The sequence below is a fragment of the Streptococcus sp. Marseille-P6264 genome, from assembly GCF_902460355.1.
Taxonomy (GTDB): Bacteria; Bacillota; Bacilli; order Lactobacillales; family Streptococcaceae; genus Streptococcus.
Genome location: NZ_CABPTO010000008.1, coordinates 1 through 16419 on the forward strand (window position 1 = coordinate 1; position 16419 = coordinate 16419).

15 protein-coding genes, 4 tRNA genes and 1 pseudogene are annotated in these 16419 nt (G+C 42.8%); 19 read left to right on the plus strand and 1 reads right to left on the minus strand.

Going from position 1 to position 16419, the window contains the following annotated elements; translation table 11 throughout:
* The first annotated feature begins 53 nt into the window (after positions 1-53).
* From FZ941_RS09660 to FZ941_RS09730, 15 genes are all read left to right on the plus strand, one after another.
* Positions 54-126 (plus strand) — tRNA-Phe (locus FZ941_RS09660).
* Between the two features lie 15 nt (positions 127-141).
* Positions 142-212, plus strand: a tRNA-Gly gene (locus FZ941_RS09665).
* Between the two features lie 35 nt (positions 213-247).
* A tRNA-Ile gene (locus FZ941_RS09670) sits at positions 248-321 on the plus strand.
* 11 nt (positions 322-332) lie between these two features.
* Positions 333-420, plus strand: a tRNA-Ser gene (locus tag FZ941_RS09675).
* 167 nt (positions 421-587) lie between these two features.
* Entirely contained in the window at positions 588-1403 is an 816-nt protein-coding gene (mreC, locus tag FZ941_RS09680; RefSeq protein ID WP_148887724.1) for a rod shape-determining protein MreC, read from the plus strand.
* Position 1404: 1 nt separating this feature from the next.
* Positions 1405-1905 (plus strand): rod shape-determining protein MreD, encoded by a 501-nt coding sequence (gene mreD, locus FZ941_RS09685; protein ID WP_148878342.1) that lies wholly within the window; start codon positions 1405-1407, stop codon positions 1903-1905.
* A gap of 98 nt (positions 1906-2003) precedes the next feature.
* On the plus strand, positions 2004-3206 hold the full coding sequence (pcsB, locus tag FZ941_RS09690; RefSeq protein WP_148887725.1) for a peptidoglycan hydrolase PcsB: 1203 nt from the start codon (positions 2004-2006) through the stop codon (positions 3204-3206).
* A gap of 289 nt (positions 3207-3495) precedes the next feature.
* Entirely contained in the window at positions 3496-4464 is a 969-nt protein-coding gene (locus FZ941_RS09695; protein ID WP_062004469.1) for a ribose-phosphate diphosphokinase, read from the plus strand.
* Between the two features lie 124 nt (positions 4465-4588).
* On the plus strand, positions 4589-5221 hold the full coding sequence (abpA, locus tag FZ941_RS09700; RefSeq protein ID WP_148887726.1) for an amylase-binding adhesin AbpA: 633 nt from the start codon (positions 4589-4591) through the stop codon (positions 5219-5221).
* Between the two features lie 91 nt (positions 5222-5312).
* Entirely contained in the window at positions 5313-6143 is an 831-nt protein-coding gene (gene srtB, locus FZ941_RS09705; protein ID WP_148887727.1) for a class B sortase, LPKTxAVK-specific, read from the plus strand.
* A gap of 147 nt (positions 6144-6290) precedes the next feature.
* Positions 6291-7097, plus strand: a complete 807-nt coding sequence (locus FZ941_RS09710; protein ID WP_187418419.1) for a hypothetical protein — start codon at positions 6291-6293, stop codon at positions 7095-7097.
* Positions 7098-7235: 138 nt separating this feature from the next.
* Complete coding sequence (locus tag FZ941_RS09715; protein WP_148887728.1) at positions 7236-8408, plus strand: pyridoxal phosphate-dependent aminotransferase; 1173 nt, start codon at positions 7236-7238, stop codon at positions 8406-8408.
* Positions 8401-9198, plus strand: coding sequence for a DNA repair protein RecO (recO, locus tag FZ941_RS09720; protein WP_148887729.1), 798 nt, complete (start codon positions 8401-8403; stop codon positions 9196-9198). The genes FZ941_RS09715 and recO overlap by 8 nt, the downstream gene beginning before the upstream one ends.
* The gene (plsX, locus tag FZ941_RS09725) at positions 9179-10183 is read left to right on the plus strand and encodes a phosphate acyltransferase PlsX (RefSeq protein WP_148887730.1); all 1005 of its coding nucleotides are present in this window, start codon (positions 9179-9181) and stop codon (positions 10181-10183) included. The genes recO and plsX overlap by 20 nt, the downstream gene beginning before the upstream one ends.
* Entirely contained in the window at positions 10180-10422 is a 243-nt protein-coding gene (locus tag FZ941_RS09730; protein WP_015604177.1) for an acyl carrier protein, read from the plus strand. The genes plsX and FZ941_RS09730 overlap by 4 nt, the downstream gene beginning before the upstream one ends.
* A gap of 65 nt (positions 10423-10487) precedes the next feature.
* Here the strand turns inward: FZ941_RS09730 and FZ941_RS09735 are convergent, their stop codons facing one another.
* Entirely contained in the window at positions 10488-12434 is a 1947-nt protein-coding gene (locus FZ941_RS09735) for a GBS Bsp-like repeat-containing protein (protein WP_148887731.1), read from the minus strand.
* A 376-nt stretch (positions 12435-12810) separates the two neighbouring features.
* Here FZ941_RS09735 and purD point away from each other — a divergent pair, with 376 nt between their 5' ends.
* The 4 genes and pseudogenes from purD to FZ941_RS09755 all read left to right on the plus strand — a co-directional run.
* Entirely contained in the window at positions 12811-14073 is a 1263-nt protein-coding gene (purD, locus tag FZ941_RS09740; RefSeq protein ID WP_148887732.1) for a phosphoribosylamine--glycine ligase, read from the plus strand.
* A 191-nt stretch (positions 14074-14264) separates the two neighbouring features.
* Positions 14265-14756 carry a 5-(carboxyamino)imidazole ribonucleotide mutase gene (purE, locus tag FZ941_RS09745; RefSeq protein WP_148887733.1) on the plus strand — a complete coding sequence of 164 codons (492 nt, stop codon included), beginning with the start codon at positions 14265-14267 and terminating at the stop codon, positions 14754-14756.
* Positions 14743-15834: a 5-(carboxyamino)imidazole ribonucleotide synthase gene (purK, locus tag FZ941_RS09750; RefSeq protein WP_148887734.1), complete on the plus strand. Its 1092-nt coding sequence runs from the start codon at positions 14743-14745 to the stop codon at positions 15832-15834. Before purE ends, purK begins: the two co-directional genes overlap by 14 nt.
* Positions 15834-16391: pseudogene (locus tag FZ941_RS09755) on the plus strand (hypothetical protein); the annotation flags it as partial. The gene purK and the pseudogene FZ941_RS09755, both read left to right, overlap by 1 nt.
* Positions 16392-16419 lie beyond the last annotated feature (28 nt).

Genomic DNA, 16419 nt, shown 5'->3' on the forward strand with positions numbered 1-16419 from the left:
TCGTCGGGCTCATAACCCGAAGGTCGTAGGTTCAAATCCTGCTCCCGCAATTTGGCTCGGTAGCTCAGTTGGTAGAGCAATGGATTGAAGCTCCATGTGTCGGCGGTTCGATTCCGTCTCGCGCCATACGGGATCTAATATGCGGGTGTAGTTTAGTGGTAAAACTACAGCCTTCCAAGCTGTTGTCGCGAGTTCGATTCTCGTCACCCGCTTTGAACAGAAGTTCATACCAAGTTTTTTATAACTTGGGCGCGTAGCTCAGGTGGTTAGAGCGCACGCCTGATAAGCGTGAGGTCGGTGGTTCGAGTCCACTCGTGCCCATTAAGTATATTGGAGAATTACTCAAGAGGCTGAAGAGGACGGTTTGCTAAATCGTTAGGTCGGGTAACCGGCGCGGGGGTTCGAATCCCCCATTCTCCGTAAATAAGGGAGTTTAGCGTTTGCTATCTCCTTTTCTTGTTTTATAATGTTTTTATTTTGTAGAATTGTTTTTTATTGTTTATTTGAACTCGGTTGGTTGAATTGTTATAGTCTGATCTGGTTTCATATAAGCATTTTTTAGGGATTTGCTGATTTCGGAGATTGGAATGAATAAATTAAAGATGTCTAAATTTTTGATTTCTATTTTGCTATTGGGAATTGTCATGGTGAGCTTGATACTTTCTCCTCTTTCATCATGGGTCGTTTCTGTAACTGGTGATTTTTTGTCCAGTGTTGATCGGGTAGTTGCTATTCCTTTTAGCTATCTTGCTAAGGAAAAGAAAAAGGTTGTTCAGTTAATAGAGACCTATCAAGAAAATGAAACCCTGAAAGCAACAATTTACAATCTTGAAGAGAAAGCAAATAATTCTGATGCCTTAAAATTGGAGAATGAGCAGTTGCGTTCTCTCTTAGAGTTACGTAGTAATGATCAAAGTGCTGTTAAGATTACTGCAGAAGTTATCTCTCGCTCTCCATCTACTTGGAAAAATGAATTAACTCTTGATAAGGGACAGTCAAGCAATGTGACAACCTCTATGCTGGCTATTTCTAACGGTGGTTTGATCGGAGCGGTTACTAGTGTTTCTGATTCTTCCAGTGTCGTTAGTCTACTTACAAATGAAAAGAATGATAGTTCTATTGCCATTAAAATTCAGACAAAAACTGGTTTTGCCTATGGCATCATTGTTGGTTTTGACACTGAAAAGTCAGCTTTTATCGTCAGCCAGCTAAATACGGCGGATGGAATTGAAGAAGGAGCAACCGTTACGACAAGTGGTCTCGGCTCTTATAATGCTGAGAATGTTTTGGTTGGTCAGGTTTTATCAATATCAGCTGGTAAGGACCAATTAAACAAGGAAGTTTTGGTGAAGCCTGCTGCGGATTTGTCTGATATTCAAGCGGTTCTGTTGGTGAGAAATTAGTATGAAAATTCTAAGAGGAACTTTTTTTACAGCTTTGTTTCTATTTCTGATCTTCTTCATTGATGGTCAATTATCAAGAAGTCTTGTAGATCTTTTTGCTGAGAAGTGGCATCCGGCAAGTCATATTTTATTGTTCTTTACAGTTTTCTTATTTTTAAACTTTTCAAAGGAATATATTTTTTTCCTCTTCTTCACTCTAGGCCTTTTTTACGATGTTTATTATCTACATGTGATTGGGCTTTTCACCTTCATCTTGCCTCTACTGACAGTTGTCATCTATCATTTTCTTTCTGTATTTTTGCTAAATCGTTGGACCCGCGTTTTGGCCATTATTACGATTGTTTTCTTTTTTGAAATGATCAGCTTTGTTTCTGCATCATTCTTGCACCTAGCGAGCTTTACATTCCCTGATTTTATTATCTATGCTTTGGTGCCAACTTTAGTATTTAATGCCTTTCTTTTCCTATTGTTACAGCCTTTGTTTGAAAAAGTCTATTTATGATAAATTAGAAATAGAAATGTAACGAATGCGTAATATATAGCCAGAATTTTTTTGATATACTATATAATGTCTTAGTAAGAAGGAGTGTTAATATTTTTATGAAGAAAAAGCTACTTACATCAGTTTTATTGAGTGCTGTGATCCTTTCTCAAGGTGCTGCGCTAGTAAATGTTAAAGCTGATAGTACAGATGATAAAATTGCAGCTCAAAATAGTAAAATTGACAGTTTAACAAATCAACAAAAAGCGGCACAAGCACAAGTTGATGAAATTCAAAAACAAGTTTCAGCTATTCAAAAGCAACAAGAAGAGCTTCAAGCAGAAAATGAAAAATTGAATGCTGAATCTGCGAAACTTACTGCTGAAATTGAAGAGTTATCAAAGAATATTGTTGCTCGTAATGAGTCTCTTGCAAATCAAGCACGTAGTGCTCAAACAAATGGTACGGCAACAAGCTATATCAACACAATCATCAACTCTGCTTCCATCACTGAAGCTATCTCTCGTGTAGCAGCGATGAGCGAAATCGTTTCGGCTAACAACAAAATGCTGGAACAACAAAAAGAAGATAAAGAAAAGATTGCTGAAAAACAAGTTGCTAACAATGAAGCTATCAATACAGTCATTGCAAACCAACAAAAACTTGCAGACGATGCTCAAACGTTGACAACTAAGCAGGCTGAACTCAAGGTTGCTCAACTGAACCTTGAAGCTGAAAAAGCAACTGCTGAAAATGAGAAAAATAGTCTCTTAGAACAAAAAGCAGCAGCTGAAAAAGCGGCGGCTGAGGCAGCAGCGGCAGAAGCAGCATATAAGAATCAGCAACAAGCGCAACAACAAGCGATCCTTGCTTCAGGAAATACAAGCTTCGCAGCACAAGTTCAAGCTGTAAATAATACAGGTGGAACCCCTGCAGCAGAAGCAGCAGTTGCTACATCAGGAGCAGTTGTTGCAACTCCATCATATAGCCTTTCAGCATCAACTTATCCTGTAGGTCAATGTACTTGGGGTGCTAAGACTTTGGCACCATGGGCTGGCGACTACTGGGGTAATGGTGGGCAATGGGCAGCTAGTGCAGCAGCAGCAGGCTTCCGTACAGGATCACAACCACAAGTTGGAGCAATCGCATGTTGGAACGACGGTGGCTACGGACACGTTGCAGTTGTAACAGCAGTTCAATCTGCTAACAACATTCAAGTATCAGAAGCAAACTATGCTGGTAACCAATCAATCGGTAATCACCGTGGATGGTTTGACCCAACAAATGCACAAGGATACGTAACATACATCTATCCAAACTAATGAAATATGAAGGAGGCTGGGACAAAAGTCCTAGCCTCTTAATTGTCTTTGGATTGTTGAGCAAGATGCAGTGATTGAGTGGGCTCTACTACGCTGATTCCATCAGCTTTTACAGTCCTACTCAACTGTCGGAGGTGGGACGACGAAATCGAATTCTTACGAATTACCGATTTCTGTCCCACTCTCCCTTTTATTTTTTATTGAAAAATTGCTGGAAAAGCGTTACAATGGTAGGTAGGACAAATGCAATTGGTTACAATAAAAGACGATTTAGAATCTGGAGGGAATCATGTCTTTTTCTGATTTAAAGCTCTTTGCTCTTTCTTCTAATCAAGAATTAGCGAAACGTGTTGCAAAAGAGATTGGTATACCGCTTGGGAAGTCAACGGTTCGTCAATTTTCTGATGGAGAAATTCAAGTAAACATCGAAGAATCGATCCGTGGTAAGCACGTTTTTATCTTGCAGTCGACTAGCTCACCTGTCAATGACAATCTGATGGAAATTTTGATCATGGTGGATGCCTTGAAGCGGGCTAGTGCGGAGTCTATCAATGTGGTGATGCCTTACTATGGCTATGCTAGACAGGACCGAAAAGCTCGTGCTCGTGAGCCGATTACATCTAAATTAGTGGCTAATCTGATGGAGATTGCTGGGGTTGACCGCCTATTGACCATTGATTTGCATGCTGCTCAGATCCAAGGTTTCTTTGACATTCCTGTCGATCATTTGATGGGAGCGCCTTTGATTGCTGATTATTTTGAGCGTCGGGGCATGGTTGGTAGCGACTATGTGGTTGTTAGCCCAGACCACGGTGGTGTCAGCCGCGCTCGTAAGTTGGCCGAATTTCTCAAGACTTCGATTGCGATTATCGACAAACGTCGCAGCGTTGATAAGATGAATACCAGTGAAGTCATGAATATCATTGGTAAGGTGGAAGGTAAGACCTGTATTCTGATAGATGATATGATTGATACGGCGGGGACCATTTGTCATGCGGCAGATGCGCTGGCAGAGTCCGGTGCTGTGGAAGTCTATGCGAGCTGTACTCACCCAGTCTTGTCAGGGCCAGCTATGGAAAATATCCAAAAATCAGCTATTAAAAAATTAGTGGTTTTAGATACCATCTACCTTTCAGAGGACAGATTAATCGATAAGATTGAGCAGATTTCTATCGCTCATCTCTTGGCAGAAGCCATCGTTCGAATCCATGAAAAACGTCCACTTTCCCCTCTTTTTGAAGTAGCAAAAAAGGCTTAAAAGTGCCTTGATCAAGTTTTTTTTAGCAAAAGACTTGACAATTTAAAGAATATTTCATATACTATACATAGTAACGATAGTTACCAAATAAAAAATGTTTTTTATATAAAAAAGGAGAAAACAAATGAAAAAAGTTGTACTTTCTAGCGTAGTAGCTCTTTCATTGTTCGCATTAGCAGTACCAGCGTTTGCACAAGGTGAAAATGCTGAATCATCAAACCAATTGAACCAAAAGAAATACGTTTCTGAACGTGACGTTGCTGATGAAGCAAACACTCAAGTAGCTGCTCACGAAGCTGAAATCAATGCTGAAGCTGAAAAAAATGCAGCAGTTGTAGCTGCTAAGGCTGCTCTTGAACAATACGGTTCAGGTCATGAGTATGGTAAATATGCAGAAAAAGTTGAGGAAGCTCGTGTAGCGGCTCGTAATGAAGTTCGTAATGAATATGTTAAGAACCTTCAAAAAACTTACCGTAATGGTGCTAAAACACAAGGTAACTACTGGAATGACCCAACTGGTGTAGAAGATAACAAACCTAACGATGTTCGTATCAAAGAAGACCAAGAACGTCAAGGTCAAGCTGGTCAAGCAGGCCAAAACGGTCAAGCTGGTGAAAATGGAAAAGCTGGTGAAAACGGTCAAAAACCTGCATCTGCAGCAGAAGCTAAAGCTTCAGAAGCTAAAGGTGCTAAAGGTGCTAAAGCTGGACAAAAAGCAGCTGGTAAAGCTCTTCCAAAAACATCTGCAGTTAAATAATTTGTTTTAAACAATTGTACTAACGCAATTTATATCACTGGACCTCTGGTTCAGTGATATTTTTTAGAAAGATTTTATAGGATTTTTATCTATGAGAAGAAGAAGACAAAAACGACAGCAGAAAAATTGGAAGATTTTTGGTGGTTTAGGAGCTTTATTTGTTGCTATTTTAGCAGGGATTTTTCTCCTCCAACAGGTAAATTCTTCGAATTCTGCTGCTAAATCATCCACTAGTCAGGTAGGTAAGGTAACTTATACACCAAGTAAGGAAGAAAAGGAATACCTAACTAATCGTTTTAATGGTTTGAAAGCGATCAATCCTGAAACGGTGGCCTATGTCTATGCTCCTGGTACAGAATTGGACGAGCCAGTTGTACAGACGGGCGACAACTCAACTTACTTGGATAAGACCTTTGAAGGTGGAAACGAGCCTTATCTGGGGACTGTTTTCATGGACACTGAAAACAAAAAAGACTTTAGTGACCGTTTGACTTGGCTCTTTGGGCATGCTCGTGGAAGTCAGGTTGGTGACCACCGCATGTTTAATGATGTGAACTACTATGATAAACAGGAATACTTAGATAAGCATAAGTATGTTGTCATTGAAACACCAGAGCGTAAGCTTTACTATCAGGTAATGGGCTTGGTGATCGTGCCAGAAGAGACTGCTTTTTATCGGATTAAGTTTGATGATGATAAGGATTTTGAAACACAGCTTAAGAATATCTATGAAGCTGCCCGTACCAAAGATCCAAAAATTAAGATTAAGGCTAGCGATAAGTACGTTGTTCTGTCAACTTGTCGTGAAGAGGACGAGACGATTCGTTCTAACCTCTATCTGCGTCAAATTCCAGACTCTGAACTACAGGATTTCCTAGCTAAACATGGGAATGAGCTTACTTATAAAGCAACTCGTGAATAAAAATCAGGATTTTTCCTGATTTTTTTGTTACCTAAGGGCTCATATGAGATTGAATTGGAGTAAATACTTGACAAACGCTATATGTATATATATACTAGAGTAGTATGGATTTTCCATAAAATTAATTCTAAATAAAGGAGATAAAACATGAAAAAAGTTTTATTGCTTAGTGTATTAGGTCTTTCTGCAGTTGCTAGTGTAGCTTATGCAGCAACTGGTGTGCCTGCTATTCCAGGAGTTACAGCACCTGCTACATCAGCTGTGACAAAAGTGAACGAAAAAGGTAACCACAATAACCGCTTTGGTTACGGAGTTTCACCAGAGAATAAGACATATGGATATAGCTTTTCAGGTGCAGCTACTTACCCAGTAGTACCAGCAGCAGGAACAGCAGATGGTAAGCCTTTGGACGACGCAACTCGTGGTAAGTTTGCTCACAATGCTCGTTTTGGTGCAGGATTCAAGAAAAACGTAGGTACTTTCCCAACAGCACCAGCAGTAAATCCATCAATGCCAGCTACACCAGCGGCTCCATCAACACCTGCTACTCCAGCTACACCAGCGGCTCCATCAACGCCTGCTACTCCAGCAGCACCATCAACACCTGCAGCTTCAGCGGCTCTACCAGCTATTACAGTTAAAAAGCCAGTTGGAGCTCCAGCAGCAGCAGACCTTCCTTCACAAGCGAACGTTACAGGAACTACAAATGCACGTTTTGGTGCTGCAGCTCAAGAAGATCGTGACAATAATAAAGTAGCTTATGATGCAGTTTACCAAGCAGGAACATATCCAGTAGCTCCAGCAGCAGGAACAGCAGATGGTCTACCATTAAACGATGCAAAACGTAATTTTGGTGATAACACACGTTTTGGTGCTGCAGGACAAGATACTAATCTTAAAGCAGCTACAACATTTGAAAACACAAACTATTCAGCTGTAGTAAACGGTAACTAATTTATTTTTAGTGATATTTATATTAAAAAATCAGGATTTTTCCTGATTTTTTTGTTTTTCTATCCATAAATCAGATGGATTTTTGCGCAGGTGCTGCATTTATAGTATAATAGTTCTATTAGATTATCGGAGGCGGCTATGGATTTGATTAAGAAATTTAATAAGAATTTAGATAAAATTGAAGTGTCTCTGATTCGTCAGTTTGACCAGTCTATTTCTACGATTCCAGGTGTTCTGCGGCTGACCTTGGGCGAGCCAGACTTTCCGACACCGGATCATATCAAGGAGGCGGCCAAGGCAGCTATTGATGCCAACCAGAGCCACTATACAGGAATGAGCGGGCTTTTGGAGCTGCGGCAGGCTGCGGCTGACTTTGTCAAGGAGAAGTACCATCTGAACTATCGCCCAGAAGATGAAGTCTTAGTTACTATTGGGGCAACCGAGGCTCTGTCTGCGACTCTGACGGCTATTCTGGAGGAAGGCGACAAGGTCTTGCTGCCAGCGCCAGCTTATCCAGGCTATGAGCCGATTGTCAATTTGGTCGGGGCAGAGATTGTCGAGATTGATACGACAGAAAACGACTTTGTCTTGACCCCTGAGATGCTAGAGCAGGCTATCTTGGAACAGGGGGATGCGCTCAAGGCGGTTATTCTCAACTATCCGGCCAATCCAACTGGCGTGACTTATTCGCGGGCGCAGATTGAGGCTTTGGCAGCAGTATTGCGCAAGTATGAAGTTTTTGTCGTTTGTGATGAGGTTTATTCTGAGTTGACCTATACGGAGCAGGGGCACGTTTCTCTGGCAGAATATTTGCCCGAGCAGACCATCGTCATCAATGGCTTATCCAAGTCTCATGCTATGACGGGCTGGCGACTAGGTTTTATCTTTGCTCCTGCTGCTTTTACGGCTCAATTGATCAAGAGCCATCAGTATCTGGTGACGGCAGCCAACACTATGGCTCAATATGCAGCTATTGAGGCCTTGACGGCTGGTAAGGATGATGCTCAACCCATGAAGACGGAATACATCCAGCGGCGGGATTATATTATCGAAAAAATGACAGAGCTGGGCTATCAGATTATCAAGCCAGATGGCGCTTTCTATATTTTTGCCAAAATTCCAGCAGGCTACAATCAAGATTCTTTTGCTTTTTTGCAGGATTTTGCTGAGAAGAAGGCTGTGGCCTTTATCCCAGGAGCGGCCTTTGGCCAGTACGGAGAAGGCTATATCCGCCTGTCTTATGCAGCTAGCATGGAAACCATCAAGGAAGCTTTGAGACGGCTCAAGGAGTACATGGAAGACCATGCTTAGACCGTTAACGAGCAAGAGTTTGATTCTCTATAATCGGAATTTCCGAGAAGATGATAAGCTGGTCAAGATTTTTACGGAACAGGCTGGCAAGCGAATGTTTTTCGTGAAACATGCTGGAAAATCCAAGCTGGCACCAGTCATCCAGCCTCTGACGACGGCAGAACTCTTGATGAAAATCAATGACGACGGGCTCAGCTATATCGAAGATTATCAAGCTGTGGAAAGTTACGGGCAAATCAAGGGCGATCTCTTTGTCATGGCTTATGCCAGCTATGTGGCAGCCCTAGCAGATGCTAGTATTCAGGACAATCAGCCAGATCCAGCCCTCTTTGTCTTCCTGCAAAAGACACTGGATTTGATGAATCAAGGGCTGGATTATGAGGTTTTGACAAATATCTTTGAAATTCAGATTTTATCTCGCTTTGGCGTTTCTCTGAATTTCCATGACTGTGTTTTTTGTCATCGGACAGGTCTGCCTTTTGATTTTTCCTTTCAATATGGCGGGGTGCTCTGTCCAGAGCATTATTACAAGGATGCTCATCGCAGTCATCTTAATCCCAATATTCCTTTTTTGCTCAATCAGTTTCAGGCGGTTCAGTTTAGTGAGTTGGAGACAATTTCGCTTAAGCCGAAAATCAAGCGACAGATAAGGGATTTTATGGATCAACTCTATGATGAATACGTGGGCATTCATCTCAAATCAAAGAAATTTATCGACTCTCTGGGCGACTGGGGCAGTATTTTACAAGACAAACATGAGGAAGAACAGCATGAAAAAAATAGCTATTGATGCCATGGGCGGAGACAATGCCCCTCAGGCTTTAGTCGAAGGTGCCAATCAGGCTCTGAGAGACTTCTCGGATATTGAGATTGTTCTCTATGGGGATGAGGCCAAGATTAAACCTCTGTTGACAGCGACAGAGCGCGTCAGCATCGTTCATACAGATGAAAAGATTGACTCGGATGATGAGCCGACCAAAGCTATTCGTAAGAAGAAGCAGGCCAGCATGGTTTTGGCAGCCAAGGCAGTCAAGGATGGAGAAGCAGATGCGGTCCTGTCTGCTGGTAACACAGGGGCGCTTTTGGCAGCGGGCTTCTTTATCGTCGGACGGATCAAAAATATTGACCGACCAGGACTTTTGTCCACTTTACCGACTGGAGATGGCCGAGGCTTTGATATGCTGGATCTGGGGGCAAATGCTGAAAATACCCCTCACCATCTGCATCAATATGCTATCCTAGGTTCTTTTTATGCGGAAAATGTTCGTGGCATTCAGCAGCCACGGGTTGGTTTGCTCAATAATGGAACTGAAGCCAGCAAGGGAGACCCTCTGCGTAAGGAAACCTATGCCTTGCTGGCGGCGGATGACAAGTTGAACTTCATCGGCAATATAGAGGCTCGTGACCTTATGGATGGAGTAGCAGATGTTGTCGTAGCAGATGGCTTTACGGGCAATGCCGTGCTCAAGTCTATCGAAGGAACGGCCATTAGCATCCTAGGTCAGCTTAAAAAGGCTGTGCTAGGTGGTGGTCTTAAGGCTAAACTAGGGGCTTTGTTGCTCAAAGATAGCCTACAAGAGATGCGCAAGAGTCTGGACTATTCCAGTGCCGGTGGGGCCGTTCTCTTTGGTCTTAAGGCGCCAGTGGTCAAGACGCATGGTTCAAGTGATGCCAAGGCCGTATATAGTACTATTCGTCAGATTCGGACCATGCTGGAGACAGATGTTGTCGGAAAATCTGTGGTAGAATTTTCAAAAGAGGTGGAAAGAGAATGAATCAAGAACAAATTTATCAAAAAGTAACAGAAATTATCCAAGAACGTCAGGGAGAGGACTTTGTGGTCCAGCCAACTTTGGGCTTAAAAGATGATTTAGGCGCTGATTCTGTTGACTTAATGGAATTTATCCTGACTTTGGAGGATGAGTTTGCGATTGAAATTTCAGATGAGGATGTTGATCGCTTTGAAAATGTCGCAGATATTGTTGCCTATTTGGAAAAGAAACTAGCGAAGTAAGAAATCGACTTTGATTTGAATAGAGAAAAACCTTGGTTTACAAAACCAAGGTTTTTTTAGTGGATTTATTTTGGATAGATATAGCTAACAGCTCCTTGACCGGCGGCGTAAGGATTGAACCAGCCACGGAAGTTGCCAATGTATTGTTTGCCCGCATAGTTGGATTCTTTGATTTGGATGCGGGTATTGGATTCGACATGGGTGACAACACCGACATGCCCATAACCGCCATCGGTCCAGCAAATGATGGCTCCGACTTGTGGGGTGCTTCCTGTTCGGAAACCAGCTGCGCGTGCGCTAGCTGCCCATTGGCCACCGTTGCCCCAGTAAGGACCAGCCCAAGGAGCCAGTACTTTTGCTCCCCAAGTACACTGGCCATGAGGATAAGAGGAGGCTCCAGCATAATCAGGGGTGTAGAGGGTTGGCTCAGGCGTAGTTGGTTTATCAACCTGATAGCTGGTGCCTGTAAGTCCAGTCATCTGTCCATTGAGATTACGGTAAACATGGGTATGGAAGAGTCCATTTCCAGCATGCTGTTGCGTATTGATGGTAAATTTATACAGGCCATTGCCCACTTTGTTAGCAGTGTACCATTTGATGTCATCCTGGCCATTGGCCTCTGACCAAGTTGGTAGAGAAATGGTTCCTGGTCCGAAAGCATCGGAAACGGTCACTTCGTAATTGTAGGTAGAGATTTTATTGACAGAAACCTTGGCTTTGATATTTTCAGCGGAGAGGGTGACGCTGTCTGTCGCATAGTTATGCTCGCTACCATCTTTGTACTTAATGTAGATATGATTGGTGTAGCTTCCAGATAAGGCTTGGTGGTTACGGATATTGAATTGTGCAGTAAAAGTCCCATCTCCATTATTACTTGCCTCATACCACTTGATATTACTTTGATTCTGGGTACTCCAAATAGGGACACGGACGGATTGAATTGCCTTAGATGCGGCAGTTTCAGTGACTTTTACAGTGTAGGTTCCCTCTTCCTGATTGATGTTTTCAACAGAGAAAAGCGGTTTTTGGTCTTTTTGAGAAGGTATTTTTCCAGCATCTATTGTAGCAGTCGCTCCTGCTAAACATGTAAAGGCTGGATTGACATAGCTTTCGCCATAGAGATGGATATGGTAGGTTCCGGTATCGTAATTGTGCTTCTTCAGCTCGACTCTGACGCTATAACTGCCATCAGGATTTTTCCTTGCTTGATACCATTGTAAATCATCTTGTCCCTTATTTTCAGACCAGGTTGGGACAGTGACCTTATACATGGATTCAGGAAGATTTTTGATAAGGATTTCCATAATGCCAGGTTCAGGGAAGCTTGTCTGAATGGTCGGATTAGGTTTTTCTAGATGGAAAGTAGTGCCCGATTGGTAAATCATTTTGCCATTTTTATTTTCATAAGTATCTACGAAATATTTTCCATAACCTTTGTGTTTAGAAAAGTTAAATTCAGTACTCTCTTGCCCAGCTTCATACCAATTAAGATCATCGCCACCATTTTCATCAGACCAAACTGCATGGACAATTTTTGAGTTCCTTTGGTCTTTATTTCGCGTAAAATTGATGCGGCCGGTTTGTCCAGATGTTGTGACGCTTGTCTTGCTAGCAGGCTTATTAACAGTGAAGGTTGTACCATTCAAGCCTATCATTTTACCGTTAATATTAATGTAAGTGTGCACATGGAAGGTGCCATAGCCAGCGTGCTGCCGGAGGTCAATGGCTGTGCTGGTTGTCTGAGGCGTGGTGTACCATTTCAAATCATCCTGTCCGTTTTCGTCGGACCAGACTGCGTGGGAAATGGTATAGGGAACCTGAGCCTTGGAGCGGGCATAATGAATCTGTGCTGTATCTCCAGTGACATTGACGGTCACATTGCTGGCACGATCAGTGGGGCCTAGGACTTTGTTTCTAGCTTCAGTCGATGTAACAGCTTGAGCTGTGGAATGACTGGCAAATAGCCCAAGGACTGCTCCGGATAATAAAAACAGCTTCTGATATTTTTTCATAAATCTCCTTTGAATAAGTAATTTGGATGATTCCATTTAGATTATTCGGGAAAAAATATAAAAAAAAGAAAAATTTTAAAAGATGTTGAAACTTGAATTTCTAATTTATTTTAGTTTTATGAAATTTTTGATATTTGAAATAAAAGTAATGAAATAGTCAAAATACAAAAAATAATATAGGTAGATTTTATTTTTCAGAGATGGATATTCCTAACAAAAATAGATATTTCTCTTCTTTCCCTACTTAGAATAGAATAAAACGAACGATTATGATATAATTTAGATGAATGATTCGTAAAAATGGCAATGGTTTTTACGTGATGTGTTGGCTTGGTGCGTAAGCACCTATGATGATGGATGTTGAGGTATCTTAGCTATGAAGCTTTTAGTTGTTGGTTCGGGCGGTCGTGAGCATGCGATTTCCAAGAAGTTGTTGGAGTCTCAGGGTGTGGAGCAGGTCTTTGTCGCACCTGGAAATGATGGCATGACCTTGGATGGGCTAGACTTGGTGAATATTGGAATTTCCGAACATTCTAAATTGATTGAGTTCGCAAAGGCGAACGATATTGCTTGGTCTTTTATTGGCCCGGATGATGCCCTGGCAGCTGGAATTGTGGATGATTTTAACCAAGCTGGACTCAAGGCTTTCGGCCCATCTCGTTTAGCTGCGGAGCTGGAATGGTCCAAGGATTTTGCTAAGGAAATCATGGTTAAATACGGCGTTCCGACAGCAGCCTATGGCACATTTTCCGACTTTGAGGAAGCCAAATCCTACATAGAAAAGCAAGGGGCGCCTATCGTAGTAAAGGCGGACGGCCTAGCTCTAGGCAAGGGCGTGGTCGTAGCAGAGACCGTAGAGCAGGCAGTCGAGGCAGCTCATGAGATGCTCTTGGACAATAAATTTGGTGATTCAGGTGCGCGCGTGGTTATCGAGGAGTTTCTGGACGGCGAGGAGTTCTCCCTCTTTGCCTTTGTCAATGGCGACAAGTTTTACATCATGCCGACGGCTCAGGATCACAAGCGTGCCTATGATGGTGACAAGGGTCCCAATACAGGTGGGATGGGTGCTTATGCGCCAGTTCCACACTTGCCACAGAGCGTGGTTGACACAGCGGTTGACACGATTGTCAAGCCAGTCCTTGAGGGGATGATTAAAGAAGGTCGCCCTTATTTGGGCGTGCTCTACGCGGGCTTGATTCTGACAGCAGACGGGCCTAAGGTCATCGAGTTCAACGCTCGCTTTGGCGACCCAGAGACCCAGATTATCCTGCCTCGCCTAACGTCTGATTTTGCGCAAAATATCACGGACATCCTTGATGGCAAGGAGCCGAGCATTACTTGGACAGACAAGGGTGTGACTCTGGGCGTGGTTGTCGCATCTAATGGCTATCCGCTAGATTATGACAAGGGTGTCGAGTTGCCAGCCAAAACCGATGGCGATATCATCACTTACTATGCAGGAGCTAAGTTTGCGGAAAATAGCAGAGCACTGCTATCAAACGGCGGACGTGTCTACATGCTCGTCACCACAGCAGATACCGTCAAAGAAGCCCAAGACACCATATATAGCGAACTTAACAAACAAAACACAGAAGGTCTCTTTTACCGAACAGATATCGGAAGCAAGGCTATTCGATAAAGATATAAGAAAAAGCGACGAAGTCGCCAAGTACGATAATGGTCGCCGTGGTGAAAAGACCAGAACAATTTCTGTTCTGGTCTAGGGAAACTTTGAGACCTTAGGCTCAGAGTTTAGGAATGAAACCGAAGGTTTGCTTCCGTCCCCACCACCTAAGACCATTATCAAAAAAGAAGAAAAAAGGAAAAATCATGACTAAACCAATTGTTTCCATCATCATGGGCTCAAAATCTGACTGGGCCACCATGCAAAAAACAGCTGAAATCCTAGACCGCTTTGGTGTAGCCTACGAAAAGAAAGTCGTCTCTGCTCACCGTACACCAGACCTCATGTTCAAACATGCTGAAGAAGCCCGTAGCCGTGGCATCAAGGTTATCATCGCTGGTGCTGGAGGTGCAGCCCATTTACCAGGAATGGTAGCTGCCAAAACAACCCTTCCAGTCATTGGTGTGCCTGTCAAGTCTCGTGCCCTTAGTGGCGTGGACTCGCTCTACTCTATCGTACAGATGCCGGGCGGTGTGCCTGTTGCGACAATGGCTATCGGTGAAGCGGGTGCGACAAACGCAGCCCTGACTGCCCTTCGGATCTTGGCCATTGAAGACCAAGACCTGGCAGCAGCGCTAGCGGATTTTGCTGAAGAACAAGGAAAAATCGCTGAGGAGTCTACGAATGAGCTCATCTAAAACTATCGGAATTATCGGTGGCGGGCAGCTGGGTCAGATGATGGCTATTTCTGCTATCTATATGGGCCACAAGGTTATCGCGCTGGATCCTGCGGCGGATTGCCCTGCCTCTCGCGTGGCGGAAATCATCGTGGCACCTTATAATGATGTGGAGGCCCTCCGTCAGTTGGCGGAGCGTTGTGATGTTCTCACCTATGAGTTTGAAAATGTCGATGCTGACGGTTTGGATGCGGTTATCAAGGATGGACAACTCCCTCAAGGGACAGATCTGCTCCGCATTTCCCAAAATCGCATTTCTGAAAAGGACTTTCTTTCAAACAAGGCTCAAGTCACTGTGGCACCCTACAAGGTCGTGACTTCAAGCCAAGACTTAGCAGATATCGACCTCTCTAAAAACTATGTCCTCAAGACTGCGACCGGTGGCTATGATGGCCATGGTCAAAAGGTTATTCGCTCGGAAGTAGACTTAGAAGAAGCCTATGCGCTAGCGGATTCAGCAGATTGCGTTTTGGAGGAATTTGTCAACTTCGACCTTGAGATTTCCGTCATCGTGTCAGGAAATGGCAAGGACGTCACAGTTTTCCCGGTTCAGGAAAATATCCACCGCAACAATATCCTGTCTAAGACCATCGTACCAGCCCGCATTTTAGAAAGTCTAGCTGACAAGGCCAAAGCCATGGCGGTGCGAATCGCAGACCAGCTTAAGCTATCTGGAACTCTCTGTGTGGAAATGTTTGCGACAGCTGACGACATCATTGTTAATGAAATTGCTCCACGGCCACACAACTCTGGGCATTACTCAATTGAAGCCTGTGACTTCTCCCAGTTTGACACGCATATTTTGGGTGTTCTCGGAGCACCATTGCCAGCTATTAAACTACATGCGCCTGCTGTTATGCTCAATGTTCTCGGCCAACACGTCGAGGCCGCTGAAAAATTTGTCACAGAAAATCCAAACGCCCACCTCCACATGTATGGTAAAATAGAAGCAAAGCACAACCGCAAGATGGGACATGTGACTTTGTGTAGTGATGCGCCGGATGAGGTGGAGGAGTTTGGAGAAGGGATTGATTTTTAGTGGATAAGTTTTTTACAAATGAACACGGTTATTTTAATTGGCAATCTGTATTAGCGATTGTAGGGGTTTTTGGCTTTGTTTTGGGGGATTTATATCTATGTTGATAAACGAAAATCGAAGATACAAGAACGAAAAATACAAAGTCAAGTACAAAAACAAGAAAAATTAACGGAACCTTATAACGAGTTAATCAGGATAATATCTTTATTTCCAAATAGAACTCCATATGATGTCATGACTCTATTATCATATGGACCTAACTTTTATTCAGAAAACTTTGATACGGTGAATGGAATTTTGGAAATTCAGATTAAGGAAGATTATCAAAAGCGATTAGAGCGAAAAGGTCTTATTTATCAAGATGAAGAAGATATCAAAACAGGAATAGAGAATATTATATCAAGGAAATAGAAAAAATCAAAAATCAGTATTTTTTAGCTAAGAAAGAATATGAACGATTTAGAAGTACCGATAAGATTATTGAATTGTATGCCAATCAAGACGTAAAAAATTGCTTAGTCAAGTTTGATGTTACTTGGCACAACGCTTTTATTGCATGTACTTTAATGATAATCAGAAATTTAT

Bases quoted from the DNA above. Each gene is read 5' to 3' on its own strand.
- FZ941_RS09735 (WP_148887731.1), bottom strand. From the start codon at position 12,434: ATGAAAAAATATCAGAAGCTGTTTTTATTATCCGGAGCAGTCCTTGGG.
- FZ941_RS09710 (WP_187418419.1), top strand. From the start codon at position 6,291: ATGAAAAAAGTTTTATTGCTTAGTGTATTAGGTCTTTCTGCAGTTGCT.
- abpA (WP_148887726.1), top strand. From the start codon at position 4,589: ATGAAAAAAGTTGTACTTTCTAGCGTAGTAGCTCTTTCATTGTTCGCA.
- FZ941_RS09695 (WP_062004469.1), top strand. From the start codon at position 3,496: ATGTCTTTTTCTGATTTAAAGCTCTTTGCTCTTTCTTCTAATCAAGAA.
- FZ941_RS09715 (WP_148887728.1), top strand. From the start codon at position 7,236: ATGGATTTGATTAAGAAATTTAATAAGAATTTAGATAAAATTGAAGTG.
- purK (WP_148887734.1), top strand. From the start codon at position 14,743: ATGAGCTCATCTAAAACTATCGGAATTATCGGTGGCGGGCAGCTGGGT.
- purE (WP_148887733.1), top strand. From the start codon at position 14,265: ATGACTAAACCAATTGTTTCCATCATCATGGGCTCAAAATCTGACTGG.
- srtB (WP_148887727.1), top strand. From the start codon at position 5,313: ATGAGAAGAAGAAGACAAAAACGACAGCAGAAAAATTGGAAGATTTTT.
- mreC (WP_148887724.1), top strand. From the start codon at position 588: ATGAATAAATTAAAGATGTCTAAATTTTTGATTTCTATTTTGCTATTG.
- plsX (WP_148887730.1), top strand. From the start codon at position 9,179: ATGAAAAAAATAGCTATTGATGCCATGGGCGGAGACAATGCCCCTCAG.
- mreD (WP_148878342.1), top strand. From the start codon at position 1,405: ATGAAAATTCTAAGAGGAACTTTTTTTACAGCTTTGTTTCTATTTCTG.
- FZ941_RS09730 (WP_015604177.1), top strand. From the start codon at position 10,180: ATGAATCAAGAACAAATTTATCAAAAAGTAACAGAAATTATCCAAGAA.
- pcsB (WP_148887725.1), top strand. From the start codon at position 2,004: ATGAAGAAAAAGCTACTTACATCAGTTTTATTGAGTGCTGTGATCCTT.
- recO (WP_148887729.1), top strand. From the start codon at position 8,401: ATGCTTAGACCGTTAACGAGCAAGAGTTTGATTCTCTATAATCGGAAT.
- purD (WP_148887732.1), top strand. From the start codon at position 12,811: ATGAAGCTTTTAGTTGTTGGTTCGGGCGGTCGTGAGCATGCGATTTCC.